This window comes from Citrobacter sp. JGM124 (assembly GCF_018257795.1).
Lineage (GTDB): Bacteria > Pseudomonadota > Gammaproteobacteria > Enterobacterales > Enterobacteriaceae > JGM124.
Map to the genome: position 1 here is coordinate 377,428 of NZ_JAERJD010000001.1, position 14,691 is coordinate 392,118.

Genomic DNA, 14,691 nt, shown 5'->3' on the forward strand with positions numbered 1-14,691 from the left:
AGGCCTGGTCCAGGCATGAACAAACTCTTTAAGCTTACGGCTGTTGCTTGCCTGCTCTTTGTGGCAGGCAGCGCCATGGCGTTGACAGATATTACGCGTGCTGATCAAATTCCGCAGTTAAAGGAAGAGCATCAGCACTCCACAGTGAGTGAGCGAGTGACATCCAGGTTCACCCGCTCTCACTATCGCCAGTTTGATCTGAACGCTGATTTTTCGGCTAAGATATTTGATCGTTATCTGAACCTGCTTGATTACAGTCACAATGTACTGTTAGCCAGTGATGTGGCTGAATTTGCCAATAAAAAAGCTGAACTGGGTGATGAACTGCGCTCTGGAAAATTGACGATTTTTTATGACCTTTACAATCTGGCACAAAAACGTCGTTTTGAGCGTTATCAATATGCACTCAAAGTCCTTGAAAAACCTATGGACTTCACCGGTAGCGATACCATTAACCTTGACCGTAGTAAGGCCTCATGGCCAACCAGTGTGGCTGAACTGGACAAACTATGGGATGCAAAAGTTAAATTTGATGAATTAAGCCTGAAGCTGACCGGTAAAACAGATCAGGAAATTCGTGAAACGCTTAAAAAGCGTTATCAGTTTGCGATCCGTCGTCTGGCTCAAAGTAATAGCGAGGATGTATTCACTTTAGCTATGACGGCTTTTGCACGCGAAATTGATCCCCATACTAACTATCTTTCTCCGCGTAATACCGAGCAGTTTAATACCGAAATGAGTCTCTCCCTGGAAGGGATTGGCGCGGTATTACAAATGGATGATGACTATACCGTGATTAACTCCATGGTACCGGGCGGCCCGGCGGCAAAAAGCAAAGCCATTGCCGTAGGGGACAAAATAGTGGGTATTGGTCAGGCCGGTAAGGGCATGGTTGATGTCATTGGCTGGCGTCTGGACGATGTCGTTGCCTTAATCAAAGGGCCAAAAGGCAGTAAAGTCCGGCTGGAAATTTTGCCTGCCGGTAAAGGGGCAAAAACACGTATTGTTACATTAACCCGGGAACGTATTCGCCTTGAAGACCGGGCCGTTAAAATGTCGATTAAGACTGTTGGCAATGAAAAAGTCGGTGTCCTGGATATTCCTGGCTTCTACGTTGGCTTAACGGACGATGTTAAAGTCCAGTTGCAAAAACTGGAAAAAGAGAACGTAAAGAGCGTGATTATTGATTTACGTTCCAATGGCGGTGGTGCACTGACTGAAGCAGTAGCGTTATCGGGGTTGTTTATTCCTAGTGGGCCGGTGGTTCAGGTACGGGATAACAATGGGCGGATACGTGAAGACAGTGATACGGACGGTGTCGTCTATTATAACGGGCCACTGGTTGTCCTGGTGGATCGTTTTAGTGCCTCTGCTTCGGAAATATTTGCTGCCGCAATGCAGGACTATGGCCGGGCATTAGTGGTCGGTGAACCGACCTTTGGTAAGGGTACGGTTCAGCAGTACCGTTCGCTCAACCGTATCTATGATCAGATGTTAAGCCCGGATTGGCCAGCACTGGGATCAGTGCAATATACTATCCAAAAGTTCTACCGTATTAACGGGGGGAGTACTCAACGTAAAGGGGTCACACCAGATATCCTGATGCCAACAGGACATCAGCAAATTGAAACCGGTGAGCAATTTGAGGACAATGCCCTCCCTTGGGATAGTATTAAAGCGGCGTCGTATAATAAAACCGGGGATATCACCCAGTTTGAACCGCAACTACTGAAAAGACATGAACAGCGTATTGCGAAAGACCCTGAGTTTCAGTATATCGCCAAAGATATTGAACGCATTAATGCATTGAAAGATAAGCGTAGTATTGTCTCCCTTAATTTTGCTCAACGTGAAAAAGAGAGCCAGGAAGATGATGCGACACGATTATCACGCATTAATGACCGTTTAAAACGTGCGGGTAAACCGGCGATCAAAAAATTGGAAGACTTACCGAAAACTTATCAGGATCCTGATCCTTACCTAGATGAAACGGTAAACATTGCACTCGACCTTGCCAATGTCGAGCAAAAGAGTGCCGCTGATCAGCCGAAAGCATCAAACTGATCAGTTAGCAGGCCCCACAAGGGGCCTGCTATTTTTTTATCCCATCCTTGTTTCTGCCAGCCTTTTTAAACATCGTTTGATGATTGCGGCAGTGTTCTGTGAGTCTGCTTTTCTTATTCCCTGTTAGAGAAATGATTACAGAGTGTAAAGTTATGTATTATTAATGAGTTGGCGAGCTTTGATGCTTGAAAATAGGCGGCGTGCCCCTAGGATGAGGGGTAGCGTATAGAATGCGTATTTTTAACCGAGGTAAAAGAGAATTATGATGCGTATCGGTCTTTTTTTGTTGACCAACCTTGCAGTGATGTTGGTTTTTGGGCTGGTTCTGAGTCTGACGGGTATCCAGTCCAGTAGTGTGCAGGGCTTGATGATCATGGCGCTGCTGTTTGGTTTCGGCGGCTCTATTGTTTCATTACTCATGTCAAAGTGGATGGCGTTGCGTTCCGTGGGGGGCGAAGTCATTGAACAGCCACGTAATGAAACTGAACGCTGGTTGATGGACACGGTTCGTCATCAGTCACAGCAAGTGGGTATAGCCATGCCCCAGGTTGCGATTTACCATGCGCCAGATATTAACGCCTTTGCAACCGGCGCGCGTCGAGATGCTTCCCTGGTCGCGGTCAGTACCGGGCTGCTACAAAACATGAACCGCGATGAGGCTGAGGCCGTTATCGCTCATGAGATCAGTCATGTCGCTAACGGCGATATGGTGACGATGACGCTGGTACAGGGAATAGTGAACACCTTTGTTATCTTTATTTCCCGTATTATCGCTCAGATAGTTTCTGGCTTCCTGTCAGGCAATCGTGATGACAGTGAAAACAGTAACGGTAACCCGTTAATTTATTTTGCTGTCGCAACCGTTCTGGAGCTGGTGTTTGGTATCCTCGCGAGTATTATCACCATGTGGTTCTCCCGTCACCGTGAATTCCACGCGGATGCAGGATCGGCCAAACTCGTGGGGCGTGAGAAGATGATTGCTGCGTTGCAGCGTCTGAAAACCAGCTATGAGCCGCAGGAAGCGAGTAGCATGATGGCGTTTTGCATTAATGGCAAAGCAAAATCAATGAGTGAGCTATTTATGACTCACCCACCACTGGATAAACGTATCGAAGCATTACGTTCAGGTGAATATCTGAAATAATCTCGTTAAGTGAATGTCAGTCAGGCGCGCCCCAGGGCGCGCTTTTTTTATGCCGTTTTTTTCGACTCATTCATACGCAGGCCACTGACTATGGCTGCCAGCACAGAAAAAATCCCCGCCAGGATCAAAGAAGCATGGGTCCCATTGTGGACAAACAGGTTGAAGAGCAGGGCGACCAGGGCGGCTCCGCTACTTTGGCCCAGTAAACGGGCCGTGCCGAGCATACCACTGGCACCACCACTGCGCCCCTGAGGTGCAGAAGAGATAATCGTGTGGTTATTGGGTGACTGAAACAGCCCGAACCCAGCACCACAGAGTGCCATTCGCCAGATAATTTCTGCATCGCTGGGCTGGGCTGGCAATATGGCAAGAGAAAGCAGGCCCACGGCCATGGCCAGCATTCCAACGGAGCCCATCAGCCCCGAATTGACCCGACCAATTAAGTACCCGGCAAGCGGTGCCATGACCATGGTTGCCAGTGGCCAGGGTGTGAGTAATAACCCGGTATCGACTTCACTACGCCCAAGACCGTTTTGCAAAAAAAATGGCAGTGAGACGAATGCCAGCATCTGTGCGGCAAAAGAACAGACGGAAGTCGCCATGGATAACGAAAAAATAGGGATACGCAGCAAATCAATAGGCAGCAAGGGAACCGGGAGTGTTAACTGCCGGCGTACAAAGAAGTAGCCAATAATCAGGAAGGCGACCACTTCAGCGGCAACAATCCCATGGGATTGCCCTTGCGAGAAGCTACTGATGGCGGTAATTAATAAACCAAAGGTTGCGGCATTCATCAGTGCGCTGGGGATATCAAACCGCTGGCGGGAGGTGGCGACATTATTGGGCGGGAGATAGCGCAGGGAGATAATCAATGCCACCAGGGCGATGGGAACATTAATCAAGAATAACCAGTGCCATGAACCATAAGCAAGGATCACGGCAGCCACGGTAGGCCCGGCGGCTGAAGACACGGCAACGACAAATGAGTTAATCCCCATTCCTCTGCCGAGGAGGCTTTGGGGATAAATAAGCCGGATCAGCGCCGTATTTACGCTCATCAGTGCCGCTCCCCCGAGGCCCTGCATAATACGGGCGATCGTCATCATGGATAAGGTAGTGGAGAGCGCGCAGAGTATCGACGTGGCGCAGAAAACGGCTAACCCGCACTGATATACCCGACGATGCCCAAAAATATCCCCCAGGAAAGAGAATGACAGCAAGGAGGCGATAATCGCAATCTGGTAAGCATTAACTATCCATATAGACTCTGCCGGCGTCGAATGAAGATCATGAGCAATAGAGGGGAGTGCAACATTGGCTATTGCACCGTCCAGTACCGCGATGGTGATCCCCAGACCGATTGTAACAATGGCTCCATAACGTTGTGGCGTGGGTAAGCCATCTGGCGCAGTTTTGACCATATTTAACGGATTCTTTGTGAGCAAACAATAGCCACCAGTTTACCATCAAAGTGTCAGAAAAATGTCGTCTATTTTGAGGTGTAAATAACCGATTTATTTCGATGCTAGTAACTGACTTTTATAATAAAAATAGCTTCGTATTTGTATAAAATACAGGCAGTAGGGGTGATAAGAGGCAGTGGCTTACCCGGATAAACCGCCCGATCCTGTCCCTTCAGTACTGGACGTTTTTGGTCTTCGGTACGTACTTGGATAAGTGCGGGGGATCATTCATTTGGGGCCCCTCGAAGAGGGGGAGTATTGTTTATATTCACAAGACAGACTTGATGCATAGCCTGCAGATGTATTCCCTGACAGGGCTCCTGTGCAGCAGGGTTATTGGTAAAGTACTGCTGGCATAGCGTTACCCTCAGGATGTTAAAGAGAGCTTTGCAACAGTAAATTCTGTTCCAGAAACTGAGCATACCCTTACCAGCACCGATGCTTTATTTCCGGTGTTAAGTCATACCCATAATCAGAGGATGCTGAAGATAACCAAGAACAGGAAGCCGGGTTGTGTTGCGGTGCCTGTTTTTGGCCAGCATGGTGGTTGAGCATCGCCTTTCCAGCCCCCTGATCAGTGAGTTATTGCGGTTGCAGGCCCACATACCTGACTTGCCGCCTGACCAAATCTGCTGCGCAGGAAGGATTAACGATACGACAGAGTTGCTTCTGTTGCATTTTCGCAAAATAATACGCTTAATAGTTTTTATGTGTAAACGTTACTGAAGCATCGAAATGCTCACAGAGCATGCTCGATAGTCAGGCTCATAGCCACGCCAGGCAGGGTATGACGTGTTGTTTCATCGCCCCTATTAATTCGGAGTCGGTTGTGAAAAAGTACAGATGGATACTGGTCTTTGTCATATTGACAGGCAGTTTGCTGTTGTGGATTCAGACGGTTAATGTAATGTGTGATCAGGATGTCTCCTTTTTCACCGGTGCTTGTACCATCAACAAATTTATTCCCTGGTAGCGATTTTTCTCTTCTCACCTCAGGTGTAGAATGGGTTTTTTAATGAGGTGGTTAAGATGAATGCATTTGAGTGGCTACCCGGTGCCATCAATATCCTGTCACTGGTTGTGTCAGGGGGAGTATTGCTGCTGGTCGCCGTACTATGGTTTTTTATCAATCGTGCCAGTGTGCGAGCCAGCGAGCAGATCGCGTTATTAGAGCAGCTCATTGACCTGCAAAAAAGGCAGAACAGCCTGCTGCGTCGCCTGTGTGAGGCCAACGAACCGGATACCATTGTAGAAAAAAAACAGGAAGTGCCCCAGGATCGTGATGATAGTGATCTGGTGGGCATGATCGCTGAACGTTAAATCCCGACAGGGGTTGTCGTTTTTGCGGGAAATAATAGGAAGAATTTCTCCCGAGCTTTATGTTGAAATCACCTGTTAAGTCAGGTGATAAACAGGGGGGACGGATTAAATCACCTGAACGCTATTGCCCTTTGCTGAATACAGAAGAATATTTAACTTAAGGGAAGGTGCTCTTTGAGGTTATCATGCCCCCGTATCTTGTTATATTGTGGGGGTACTGGCGCTCCCGGCGGCTCAAACAGTGTTGGGTATATAACAGGGATATGTGAAGGGCGGTACTATTAATTCTGCAAAAAAATGTGACACTCTTTTATTTTAAAAAATATATTATGTAGTTTGTATAAGCTAATTCTATTGGTGATAAATGATACAACAGAATAGTCCGGGCTCTGTTTAGTCTGTTTTCGTCTTAGGTAAGAGTTTATTAACATAAAGATATCGAATTTTAAATTGATTTAATTTCGTCTTTTTCTAGACGAAAACAATGCGTTAAGCTATCGTTACATTGTTGCCGGAGTTTGTTGTTTGAATAGTTTTCTACAGCAGAATTTGGTAAACATTTACTCAAATAAAATGAGTTATTGTCTAAATCAATCACTTATTTTTATGAGTTTGTGCATCAGATCGATACATGTTTAAAAATGGCTTGCCATTATCAACGTTGTATGTGATAACACATTGGGTTGAACGGGGTACACTTCTGGTTATGTATGGCATTTTCAGTAAAGAAGTTCTGAGTAAAAACGTTGTCGTTGAATACCGCTTCTCTGCCGAGCATTATATGAGTGCCTCATGCAGTAATATCTCTGTTTTATCTATAGTATGCCTGCGGGCGAAGAAAACACTCTAAGGAATTTGCAAAATGGCAAAGATTAAAGGTCAAGTTAAGTGGTTCAACGAATCCAAAGGTTTTGGCTTCATTACTCCAGCTGATGGTAGCAAGGATGTATTCGTACACTTTTCTGCAATCCAGGGCAATGGCTTCAAAACCCTGGCTGAAGGCCAAAACGTTGAGTTTGAAATTCAGGACGGCCAGAAAGGTCCTGCTGCAGTAAACGTTACTGCTATCTAATTACTGCTTTGGTCTAATGTCCAGAGTCAGGATAAAAACCCCGTTTATCGGGGTTTTTTTCTTTTATGCCCTCAACGATCATCACATTTATTTAGTCAAATCTGGCTGCCTGCAGGCAATAAAATTTGATTAAACTTTATACGTCACCTGATGAATTATTACAAAAATATTGAAATCATAAAAATATCCTATGACACATTCAATTCATCACCTTTAATAAGGAATAATATATCCTCTCTTTTATTGGTCACAAAGAGGGCGGTGACTGATAGTGATAATTGTATACAAGAGCTATTGTATTATCTGTCATTCAGGATATGTTCATTTTCACTGCATTAATCAGGTTTGTGATTGTCCCCACCGTGACGGAAAATAATCGTCTGTTGCTATCAGAGAAGAGTAGTATTTTACGCTGAGAACATTCAGCGTTACACTTGGCCTCTTTGTGATTTCCGGAGTTTCTGATGTCCTGGCTTTGTCCCTTATGCCATTCCCCATTATTGCAGGTTACAAATAGCTACCGTTGTATCAACGGACATCAGTTTGATGTTGCCAAAGAGGGGTATCTCAATTTATTACCGGTACAACATAAACGTTCTAAAGAACCCGGTGACAATGGGGAAATGATCCAGGCCCGTCGTGCTTTTCTCGACGCAGGTCATTATCAGCCCCTGCGGGACACTATCAGCCAGGTGCTGGCATCATTATCAGTGCAAACGTTGCTGGATATTGGATGCGGGGAAGGGTATTACACGGGAACATTTGGGGAAATAGCCCGGGAGTCTTATGGGCTGGATGTCTCTAAAATTGCAATACGTTATGCCGCTAAACGCTATCGCAATGCACATTTTTGTGTTGCTTCCAGCCAGCGTCTGCCTTTTGCCGATAATAGCATGGATGCCATTGTAAGAATTTTTGCCCCCTGTAATGCAACCGAACTGGCTCGTGTTGTGAAACCTGGCGGGGTGGTTATCACCGCAACGCCTGGCCCACGGCACCTGTTGCAGTTTAAAGAACTGATCTACTCCCATGCAGAGTTACATCATGAGGAACTGGAAGACATGCCCCATTTTGAGCTTAAGCAGACCTTACAGCCCGCATGGACGATGGAGTTAACCGGGAATCAAGCTGCAACATTATTACAGATGACCCCCTTTGCCTGGCGTGCACGCCAGGAGGTCTGGCAGCAGCTTGAACAGTCAGCGTTATTTGTTTGTGAAACCGATTTTGTTGTTCGTGTATGGGAGAAACGTGCAGAGCCCATTACTGAACGTCAGGCGGTTAAATAGCTATAGATAATTTCACAGCCAATACCTATCAGCACCAGGCCGCCGAGAATTTCTGCACGCTTACCCAGGAGCGGGCCAATAAAGCGGCCAATCATCAATCCCAGGGTTGACATGATTGCGGTTGCACAGCCTATGGCGAGTGCCGTCTCGATGATATTCACTTGCAGGAAGGCAAGACCCACCCCGACAGCCATAGCATCAAGACTGGTGGCGATGGCTGTCGTTACCAGTAACCAGAATCCGTGACGATGAATTTTCGTTACCGCTTCTTCCGGGGTGTGGCGAAAACCTGCAATCACCATTCTGCTGCCGAGGAATACCAAAAGAATAAATGCGATCCAGTTGTTCCAGGCGATGATCACTTCATTGGCCAGATAGCCTAACCCCCAGCCGATTAACGGAGTGAGTGTTTCAATCGCACCAAAGATGAGGCCTGTGCGTAACGCTTCAGAAAATTTAGGCTTGTGGAGGGCGGCACCTTTACCAATGGAGGCAGCAAAAGCATCCATCGACATACCGAAGGCAAGCAGAATAGTGGCGGAGAAATTCATAAAACAACCTCAGTTGGGAATATCCATATGCACGACAGCCATCCCCAACTTACGATGGTGTGCGCCTATGGTCTCGCCTACTCAGAATGCTGAGGCGTACATGCCACGTTTCATTACCAAACGGCTGAAACGAGTATGTTGACATGTACATTTCCATAAAAGGAAATCGGCTACTCCCCACTAACGGGCGCAACCTTAACATATTTATCTGCGATAAAACAATCATTGCTATTTATTTTATGGTGAGTTCACCGTGTCGTGGGGGCATTTTAATTCATTTATTGAATTCAGGTTAAATATGCGATAAGGCTTGGGTGAAATATAGCATCGTCTATATATCCCCGCTGAAGAAACAGCTTGAATATAGACTATGCTATATTTTAAATCATTGATTTGTAACCATTACCTTATAGATTTTCTCAAGATCATCAATATTCCTGACCCGAACAAGCAAGCGTCTTTTTTCTAACTGGATAACTAAAACACCGTCCTCAGATAAATTCATCGCCTGTATCCGGTCATATTTCACCCACACATTGGCGAAGAATAGCCCCTCAGATTTAAGTAATAATTTGGGTTTTCTTATCCACGAGATATAAACAGCCAGCAATATCAGTGCACAAAGTAACCATGTGGTTAACAGCGTACCCTGAGTGGTGATATTGTTATAAATAAGAATACCAATCAGAAAGATAAAAATAGAACCATCAATGCGGTTACGGCGCAGTAATGTGATGCGTAGCAGCGTCTTTCCATGACGCTTATCCATGATGCACTCATCATAAATCGCCCAAACCAATAGCAACACGATAAACAAAATCAAGACAAAATCGGTTAATGTCATAGTTTTCCTGCCAGAAAAATACGCCTTTTACGCCCCATAAGCCTTTGTTCAAGGCGGTATACAACCTTTGGCTGACGCAGCACGATGAAAGGACAGGGTACGGAAATGAACAAGAGGGAAAAAACGTGGTTTTTTCCCTCTGTTATTCAGTCAGTTCAGGGGCAATAACTGCCCCCGGGAGACAGCGTAATCACACGCCGAGCAGGCCAATGGCATAGCCAACAATACCCAGCACGAAGAACCCCATAATAATCCAAAGGGCATTCACTTTCTTACGTAGCAGCCACATACAACCGAAGGTCAGTAATAGCGGCACCACTCCGGGCATCAACTGGTCAAGGATTGTTTGTACAGTGGTGACGTGGACGGTACCATTTTGATCCGTAATCGTTGACACGACCAGTGGTATATCCACATGTGTCCATTTGTTGACCAGGGCTCCCATGACAAACAAGCCGAGAATGGACGCCCCTTCCGTCAGTTTTTGCAGAAAGCCGCCGCCCATATCCTTAACGATATCGACACCTTTTTGGTATCCATAGGAGACACCGTAATAGAGCGTTAACAGACGTACAATGTTGAACAAGACAAAAAACAGCAAAGGGCCGAGCAGGCTTCCACTCATTGCGATACCCGCACCAAGTGCTGCAAATACCGGACGAACCGTGCCCCAGAATATAGGATCACCGACCCCGGCCAGGGGACCCATCAGACCCACTTTAAGGCCGTTTATTGCGGCATCATCAATGGGGGCTCCGTTAGAACGCTGTTCTTCCATCGCCAGTGTGACACCAAGAACGGGGGCTGCCACATAAGGGTGTGTGTTAAAGAATTCCAGATGACGTTTAATTGCCTGACGACGTTCGTCATTATTTTCAGGGTACAGGCGTTTGATTGCCGGAACCATGCAGTAACAGAAGCCAAGGGCCTGCATACGTTCAAAGTTCCATGAACCCTGGAAAAGGTTTGAACGCATGAATACGCCACGAACGTCACTGGGTGTCAGTTTCTTTTCAGTTGCCAATTTAGTAGTGATATCAACCATTTTATTCACCTGCTAGTCCAGTTCGTTATCAAGGTCGTTACTTGCAGCAGCGGGGGTTTGCCCACCAGCAGTACGGTTATATTTTGGGCTGAGCTGAATGTAGAGGACGGCCATAACGGTACCAATCACACCCAGTGCCACAAGGTTGAAGTCGGTAAAGGCAGCAGTAACAAAACCCAGATAGAAGAATGGCATCAGGTAGCCGGCACGCATCATATTGATGACCATGGCATAACCAACGACCACAATCATACCACCGGCAATATTCAGACCGCTGGTGATGACTTCAGGTATTGCATTAAGCATGGACTGAACTTCGCTGGTGCCCACGGAAATAGCAACGATAACGGCAGGAATAGCAACACGCATGGCCTGCAGCACCAGGGCAGTACAATGCAGCCAGGAAATGGCGCTCAGATTGCCACTCTCTGCCGCCTTATCTGCCGCATGCTGGAAGCCGACGGTAATAGTACGCACAATAATGGTTAATACCTGGCCCGCTGCAGCCAGAGGGATGGCCAGGGCGATACCCGCACCAATGCTCTGATGCCCGGCGATAACCAGAATGGTCGAAATAATGGAAGCCAGGGCGGCATCCGGTGCTACAGCAGCGCCGATGTTCATCCAGCCGAGGGCGATCATTTCCAGAGTACCACCGATAATAATACCGGTTTTCATATCCCCAAGAACGATACCAATTAAGGTACAGGCGATTAATGGGCGGTGAAACTGAAATTCGTCAAGTACCGATGCCATACCTGCAATACAGGCCACGATGAACACCAGCACAATCTGAAGAACGGTAATCTCCATTGTACTTCTCCTATTGATGACGACTTAAGTGTGAAGTCTGAGCAATTTATTTGAGTAAAAGATCGTTATTTAACTTTAGCGATAAGGTCCATCATTTTAAGTTTTTGGTCTGAAGACACTTTACGTGCCTCAAGCTCTATTCCACGAGCATTTAATTTATTGAAAGCTTCAATATCTTTGGCATCTAAAGAAATAGCGTTATTCACCTGTGTCTTACCTTGGTGGAATGCCATCCCACCAATATTAACAGTAGTAATTTTTACTCCAGCCTCAACTAAACGTTCAACATCGGTAGGGTTAGTGAACAGTAGCATCACTCGTTCACCCGCGTATTTGGGGTTGTTATAAACACGGATCATTTTTTCAACATCAACGACATGGGCAGTTACACCAGGAGGCGCAACCTGAGTCAGTAATGTTTTACGCACGTTATCTGCTGCCACTTCGTCGCTGACGACGATAATACGCGAGACGTTGGTCTCTTTTGTCCAGCGGGTAGCAACCTGACCATGAATTAAACGGTCATCAATGCGCACCAGTCCAAAAGTCATATAGTCATCAGGGCCCATAGGTTTCGCCGGGGCGGACGCCTTCGGAGCACTGGGAACTGCCGGTTTCGCTTTTTCTACCGGGGCGGCTTTGAGTGCTTTAACACCTTCCTGACCTGTCTCGACAGCCAGGGCAACCAATTCATCAAAAGAGGGGTTATCATCCCGCGCCATGAATGTTTCCACCAGCATAGGAATATTGACGCCGGCAATAACTTCATAATGTGTTTTATCCACGACGATCCTGCTGGCGGCATTAAATGGACTTCCTCCCCAGGTATCAACGAGGAAAAGTACGCCTTGGGATGTGTCAAGTTTCTCCAGTTGAGCGTTATACTTAACGATTAATGTGTCTGCGTTTTCACCGGGAACAAAATCTATCCAGCCTACGTTTTCTTGTTCACCGAGTAACATTTCGGCTGTCTTAAGCAGTTGTTCAGCCGCAAATCCGTGTGTGCCTATAACAATAGCAATAGTCACTTGCTACCTCCTATTGTTGCGATGACTAACCCATGAAGGGTACGAGTGTTCAAGATAAGTGTAGCGAAACGATTCAAACAACGTGGTCAATAAACAAACTAATGACTCACATAATTTATTTTAGGCTGTGAAAGAAATAAATTATGTGATGAAGATCCGTAATTTAGAACTGTCATGCCTCAATATTTTTGCAGCATAAATTAAGTTGCCAACGACGATGTTTTTGACAAAAAAGTAAGCTAAAACTTTGCAAAACCGTATTGAGCTTTGGTAATGTTAGCATCCGTTTAATTGTAAGGAGTAAAGGGCAGTAGCCCACCCTATGGATCGTCACCGACGCCTTTTCACAATGGGGACTTCAGTGTTCCTCTCTCATTTCGGCGCGTCAGGCCCGAAAAATACCCCTGTTTCCCATGTCGCCCTTGCTTTTAATAAAATGAAAACTTGTGCTATTTGCATCAGGAGTACGACATGGAACTGTTAATGGACCCCCAAATCTGGATAGGGTTGTTTACCCTGGTCGTACTGGAGGTTGTTCTTGGCATAGATAACCTCGTTTTTATTGCCATCCTTGCGGATAAACTACCGCCAAAACAGAGAGATAAAGCCCGCGTTATTGGCCTCTCTTTGGCTCTGATAATGCGACTGGGTTTACTGTCACTGATCTCCTGGATGGTGACACTGACCAGGCCGCTGTTTGCCATCGGCAGTTTTTCCTTTTCCGGGCGAGAACTTATTATGCTGCTCGGGGGGTTGTTCTTATTGTTTAAAGCCACCACCGAGTTACATGAACGGCTAGAAAACCAACAACATGATGGCAGTCATGGAAAAGGCTATGCCAGTTTTTGGGTTGTCGTTGCCCAAATAGTGGTACTTGATGCGGTATTCTCGCTTGATGCTGTCATCACGGCAGTAGGGATGGTCAACCATCTTCCGGTCATGATGGCCGCGGTTGTGATTGCCATGATTCTGATGCTGCTGGCGTCAAAACCTTTGACCAACTTTGTCAATCAGCATCCTACCGTTGTCGTGCTTTGTCTGAGCTTCTTGCTGATGATCGGTCTGAGTCTGGTGGCAGAAGGCTTTGGTTTCCATATTCCGAAAGGCTACCTGTACGCGGCCATTGGCTTCTCTATTCTGATTGAATTTTTCAACCAGATAGCTCGTCGTAACTTTATTCGTCACCAGTCACGACAACCGCTCCGCGCTCGTACAGCCGACGCGATTCTCAGCATGATGGGAAGCAAGCGCAAAAAAATGGAAGCCAGCAGTGAAAGTAGTAAGGCGATGACGCCCATTGAGGCAGAAGCTTTTGCAGAAGAGGAGCGTTATATGATTAACGGCGTATTGACGCTCGCTTCCCGATCTTTACGCAGTATCATGACACCCCGGGGGGATATCTCCTGGGTCGATGCCCTTAAAACCGAAGCAGAAATTCGCGAACAACTGCTGGCCTCACCACACAGCCTGTTCCCGGTTTGCCGCGGGGAATTGGATGAAGTCATTGGCGTTGCTCGCGCTAAAGAATTACTGGTGGCCCTGGATAAAGGGGACAACATTGCGGTGGTTGCAGCACAGTCGCCGGCCATTGTGGTTCCTGAAACTCTTGACCCCATTAACCTGCTGGGTGTATTACGTCGGGCACGGGGGAGCTTTGTCATCGTAAATGATGAGTTCGGTATGGTTCAGGGACTGGTCACTCCTCTGGACGTGCTGGAAGCCATTGCCGGTGAGTTTCCTGATGCGGATGAAACCCCAGAGATTACCCAGGATGGTGATGGCTGGCTGGTGAAAGGCACAACCGATCTGCACGCGTTACAACAGCGTCTGGATATTAATACACTGGTGAATGTGGATGAAGACATAGCCTCAATTGCTGGATTAGTGATTGCTGTTAATGGCCAGATTCCTAAGCCGGGTGATATTCTGGAAGTGCCACCGTTGCAAATACAGATCGTAGAGGCCAATAACTATCGCGTCGACTTAGTTCGCGTCGTTAAAGAGCCTGAAGTTCATGAGGATGATGAACTTTAAGCTTGAGAGGGCTTACCGCGAGTA

General features: G+C 46.6%; 14 protein-coding genes and 1 riboswitch. Of the genes, 8 read left to right on the plus strand and 6 right to left on the minus strand.

Translation table 11 applies throughout. The features are described from left to right. Nucleotides 1-15 precede the first annotated feature (15 nt). Both prc and htpX read left to right on the plus strand, forming a co-directional pair. Nucleotides 16-2,064 (plus strand): carboxy terminal-processing peptidase, encoded by a 2,049-nt coding sequence (gene prc / locus JK154_RS01795; RefSeq protein WP_211990762.1) that lies wholly within the window; start codon nucleotides 16-18, stop codon nucleotides 2,062-2,064. 262 nt (nucleotides 2,065-2,326) lie between these two features. After that, on the plus strand, nucleotides 2,327-3,208 hold the full coding sequence (gene htpX, locus JK154_RS01800; RefSeq protein ID WP_211990763.1) for a protease HtpX: 882 nt from the start codon (nucleotides 2,327-2,329) through the stop codon (nucleotides 3,206-3,208). A gap of 47 nt (nucleotides 3,209-3,255) precedes the next feature. Here htpX and JK154_RS01805 read toward each other — a convergent pair whose 3' ends face one another. Next, nucleotides 3,256-4,629 carry an MFS transporter gene (locus JK154_RS01805; protein WP_211990764.1) on the minus strand — a complete coding sequence of 458 codons (1,374 nt, stop codon included), beginning with the start codon at nucleotides 4,627-4,629 and terminating at the stop codon, nucleotides 3,256-3,258. Nucleotides 4,630-5,500: 871 nt separating this feature from the next. On the opposite strand from JK154_RS01805, the gene JK154_RS01810 reads away from it, so the two are divergent. From JK154_RS01810 to rlmA, 5 genes are all read left to right on the plus strand, one after another. Continuing rightward, complete coding sequence (locus tag JK154_RS01810; RefSeq protein ID WP_211990765.1) at nucleotides 5,501-5,644, plus strand: PhoP/PhoQ regulator MgrB; 144 nt, start codon at nucleotides 5,501-5,503, stop codon at nucleotides 5,642-5,644. A gap of 56 nt (nucleotides 5,645-5,700) precedes the next feature. Next, nucleotides 5,701-5,991 (plus strand): YebO family protein, encoded by a 291-nt coding sequence (locus tag JK154_RS01815; protein ID WP_211990766.1) that lies wholly within the window; start codon nucleotides 5,701-5,703, stop codon nucleotides 5,989-5,991. Nucleotides 5,992-6,697: 706 nt separating this feature from the next. Next, a complete protein-coding gene (locus tag JK154_RS01820) occupies nucleotides 6,698-6,841 on the plus strand; it encodes a DUF2627 domain-containing protein (RefSeq protein ID WP_211990938.1) in 144 nt (47 codons plus the stop codon). Between the two features lie 12 nt (nucleotides 6,842-6,853). Beyond that, nucleotides 6,854-7,063, plus strand: coding sequence for a transcription antiterminator/RNA stability regulator CspE (gene cspE / locus JK154_RS01825; RefSeq protein WP_001062678.1), 210 nt, complete (start codon nucleotides 6,854-6,856; stop codon nucleotides 7,061-7,063). A gap of 464 nt (nucleotides 7,064-7,527) precedes the next feature. Then, complete coding sequence (rlmA, locus tag JK154_RS01830) at nucleotides 7,528-8,352, plus strand: 23S rRNA (guanine(745)-N(1))-methyltransferase (RefSeq protein WP_211990767.1); 825 nt, start codon at nucleotides 7,528-7,530, stop codon at nucleotides 8,350-8,352. On the opposite strand, the gene mntP is transcribed toward rlmA, so the two are convergent. The 5 genes from mntP to manX all read right to left on the minus strand — a co-directional run bounded on the left by mntP (nucleotide 8,337) and on the right by manX (nucleotide 12,633). After that, nucleotides 8,337-8,903, minus strand: coding sequence for a manganese efflux pump MntP (gene mntP / locus JK154_RS01835; RefSeq protein WP_211990768.1), 567 nt, complete (start codon nucleotides 8,901-8,903; stop codon nucleotides 8,337-8,339). The genes rlmA and mntP overlap by 16 nt on opposite strands. Before the next feature lie 6 nt (nucleotides 8,904-8,909). Continuing rightward, a riboswitch (yybP-ykoY riboswitch) is annotated at nucleotides 8,910-9,094 on the minus strand. 194 nt (nucleotides 9,095-9,288) lie between these two features. Then, the gene (locus JK154_RS01840) at nucleotides 9,289-9,747 is read right to left on the minus strand and encodes a DUF986 family protein (protein WP_211990769.1); all 459 of its coding nucleotides are present in this window, start codon (nucleotides 9,745-9,747) and stop codon (nucleotides 9,289-9,291) included. Between the two features lie 190 nt (nucleotides 9,748-9,937). Next, entirely contained in the window at nucleotides 9,938-10,792 is an 855-nt protein-coding gene (locus JK154_RS01845) for a PTS mannose transporter subunit IID (protein WP_211990770.1), read from the minus strand. A 12-nt stretch (nucleotides 10,793-10,804) separates the two neighbouring features. Then, a complete protein-coding gene (locus tag JK154_RS01850; RefSeq protein WP_211990771.1) occupies nucleotides 10,805-11,605 on the minus strand; it encodes a PTS mannose/fructose/sorbose transporter subunit IIC in 801 nt (266 codons plus the stop codon). Between the two features lie 65 nt (nucleotides 11,606-11,670). Beyond that, the gene (manX, locus tag JK154_RS01855) at nucleotides 11,671-12,633 is read right to left on the minus strand and encodes a PTS mannose transporter subunit IIAB (RefSeq protein ID WP_211990772.1); all 963 of its coding nucleotides are present in this window, start codon (nucleotides 12,631-12,633) and stop codon (nucleotides 11,671-11,673) included. A 471-nt stretch (nucleotides 12,634-13,104) separates the two neighbouring features. On the opposite strand from manX, the gene JK154_RS01860 reads away from it, so the two are divergent. Then, complete coding sequence (locus JK154_RS01860; protein WP_211990773.1) at nucleotides 13,105-14,667, plus strand: TerC family protein; 1,563 nt, start codon at nucleotides 13,105-13,107, stop codon at nucleotides 14,665-14,667. Nucleotides 14,668-14,691 lie beyond the last annotated feature (24 nt).

Bases quoted from the DNA above. Each gene is read 5' to 3' on its own strand.
- JK154_RS01805 (WP_211990764.1), bottom strand. From the start codon at position 4,629: ATGGTCAAAACTGCGCCAGATGGCTTACCCACGCCACAACGTTATGGA.
- htpX (WP_211990763.1), top strand. From the start codon at position 2,327: ATGATGCGTATCGGTCTTTTTTTGTTGACCAACCTTGCAGTGATGTTG.
- rlmA (WP_211990767.1), top strand. From the start codon at position 7,528: ATGTCCTGGCTTTGTCCCTTATGCCATTCCCCATTATTGCAGGTTACA.
- JK154_RS01840 (WP_211990769.1), bottom strand. From the start codon at position 9,747: ATGACATTAACCGATTTTGTCTTGATTTTGTTTATCGTGTTGCTATTG.
- JK154_RS01820 (WP_211990938.1), top strand. From the start codon at position 6,698: ATGTATGGCATTTTCAGTAAAGAAGTTCTGAGTAAAAACGTTGTCGTT.
- JK154_RS01845 (WP_211990770.1), bottom strand. From the start codon at position 10,792: ATGGTTGATATCACTACTAAATTGGCAACTGAAAAGAAACTGACACCC.
- mntP (WP_211990768.1), bottom strand. From the start codon at position 8,903: ATGAATTTCTCCGCCACTATTCTGCTTGCCTTCGGTATGTCGATGGAT.
- JK154_RS01860 (WP_211990773.1), top strand. From the start codon at position 13,105: ATGGAACTGTTAATGGACCCCCAAATCTGGATAGGGTTGTTTACCCTG.
- cspE (WP_001062678.1), top strand. From the start codon at position 6,854: ATGGCAAAGATTAAAGGTCAAGTTAAGTGGTTCAACGAATCCAAAGGT.
- JK154_RS01815 (WP_211990766.1), top strand. From the start codon at position 5,701: ATGAATGCATTTGAGTGGCTACCCGGTGCCATCAATATCCTGTCACTG.
- JK154_RS01850 (WP_211990771.1), bottom strand. From the start codon at position 11,605: ATGGAGATTACCGTTCTTCAGATTGTGCTGGTGTTCATCGTGGCCTGT.
- prc (WP_211990762.1), top strand. From the start codon at position 16: ATGAACAAACTCTTTAAGCTTACGGCTGTTGCTTGCCTGCTCTTTGTG.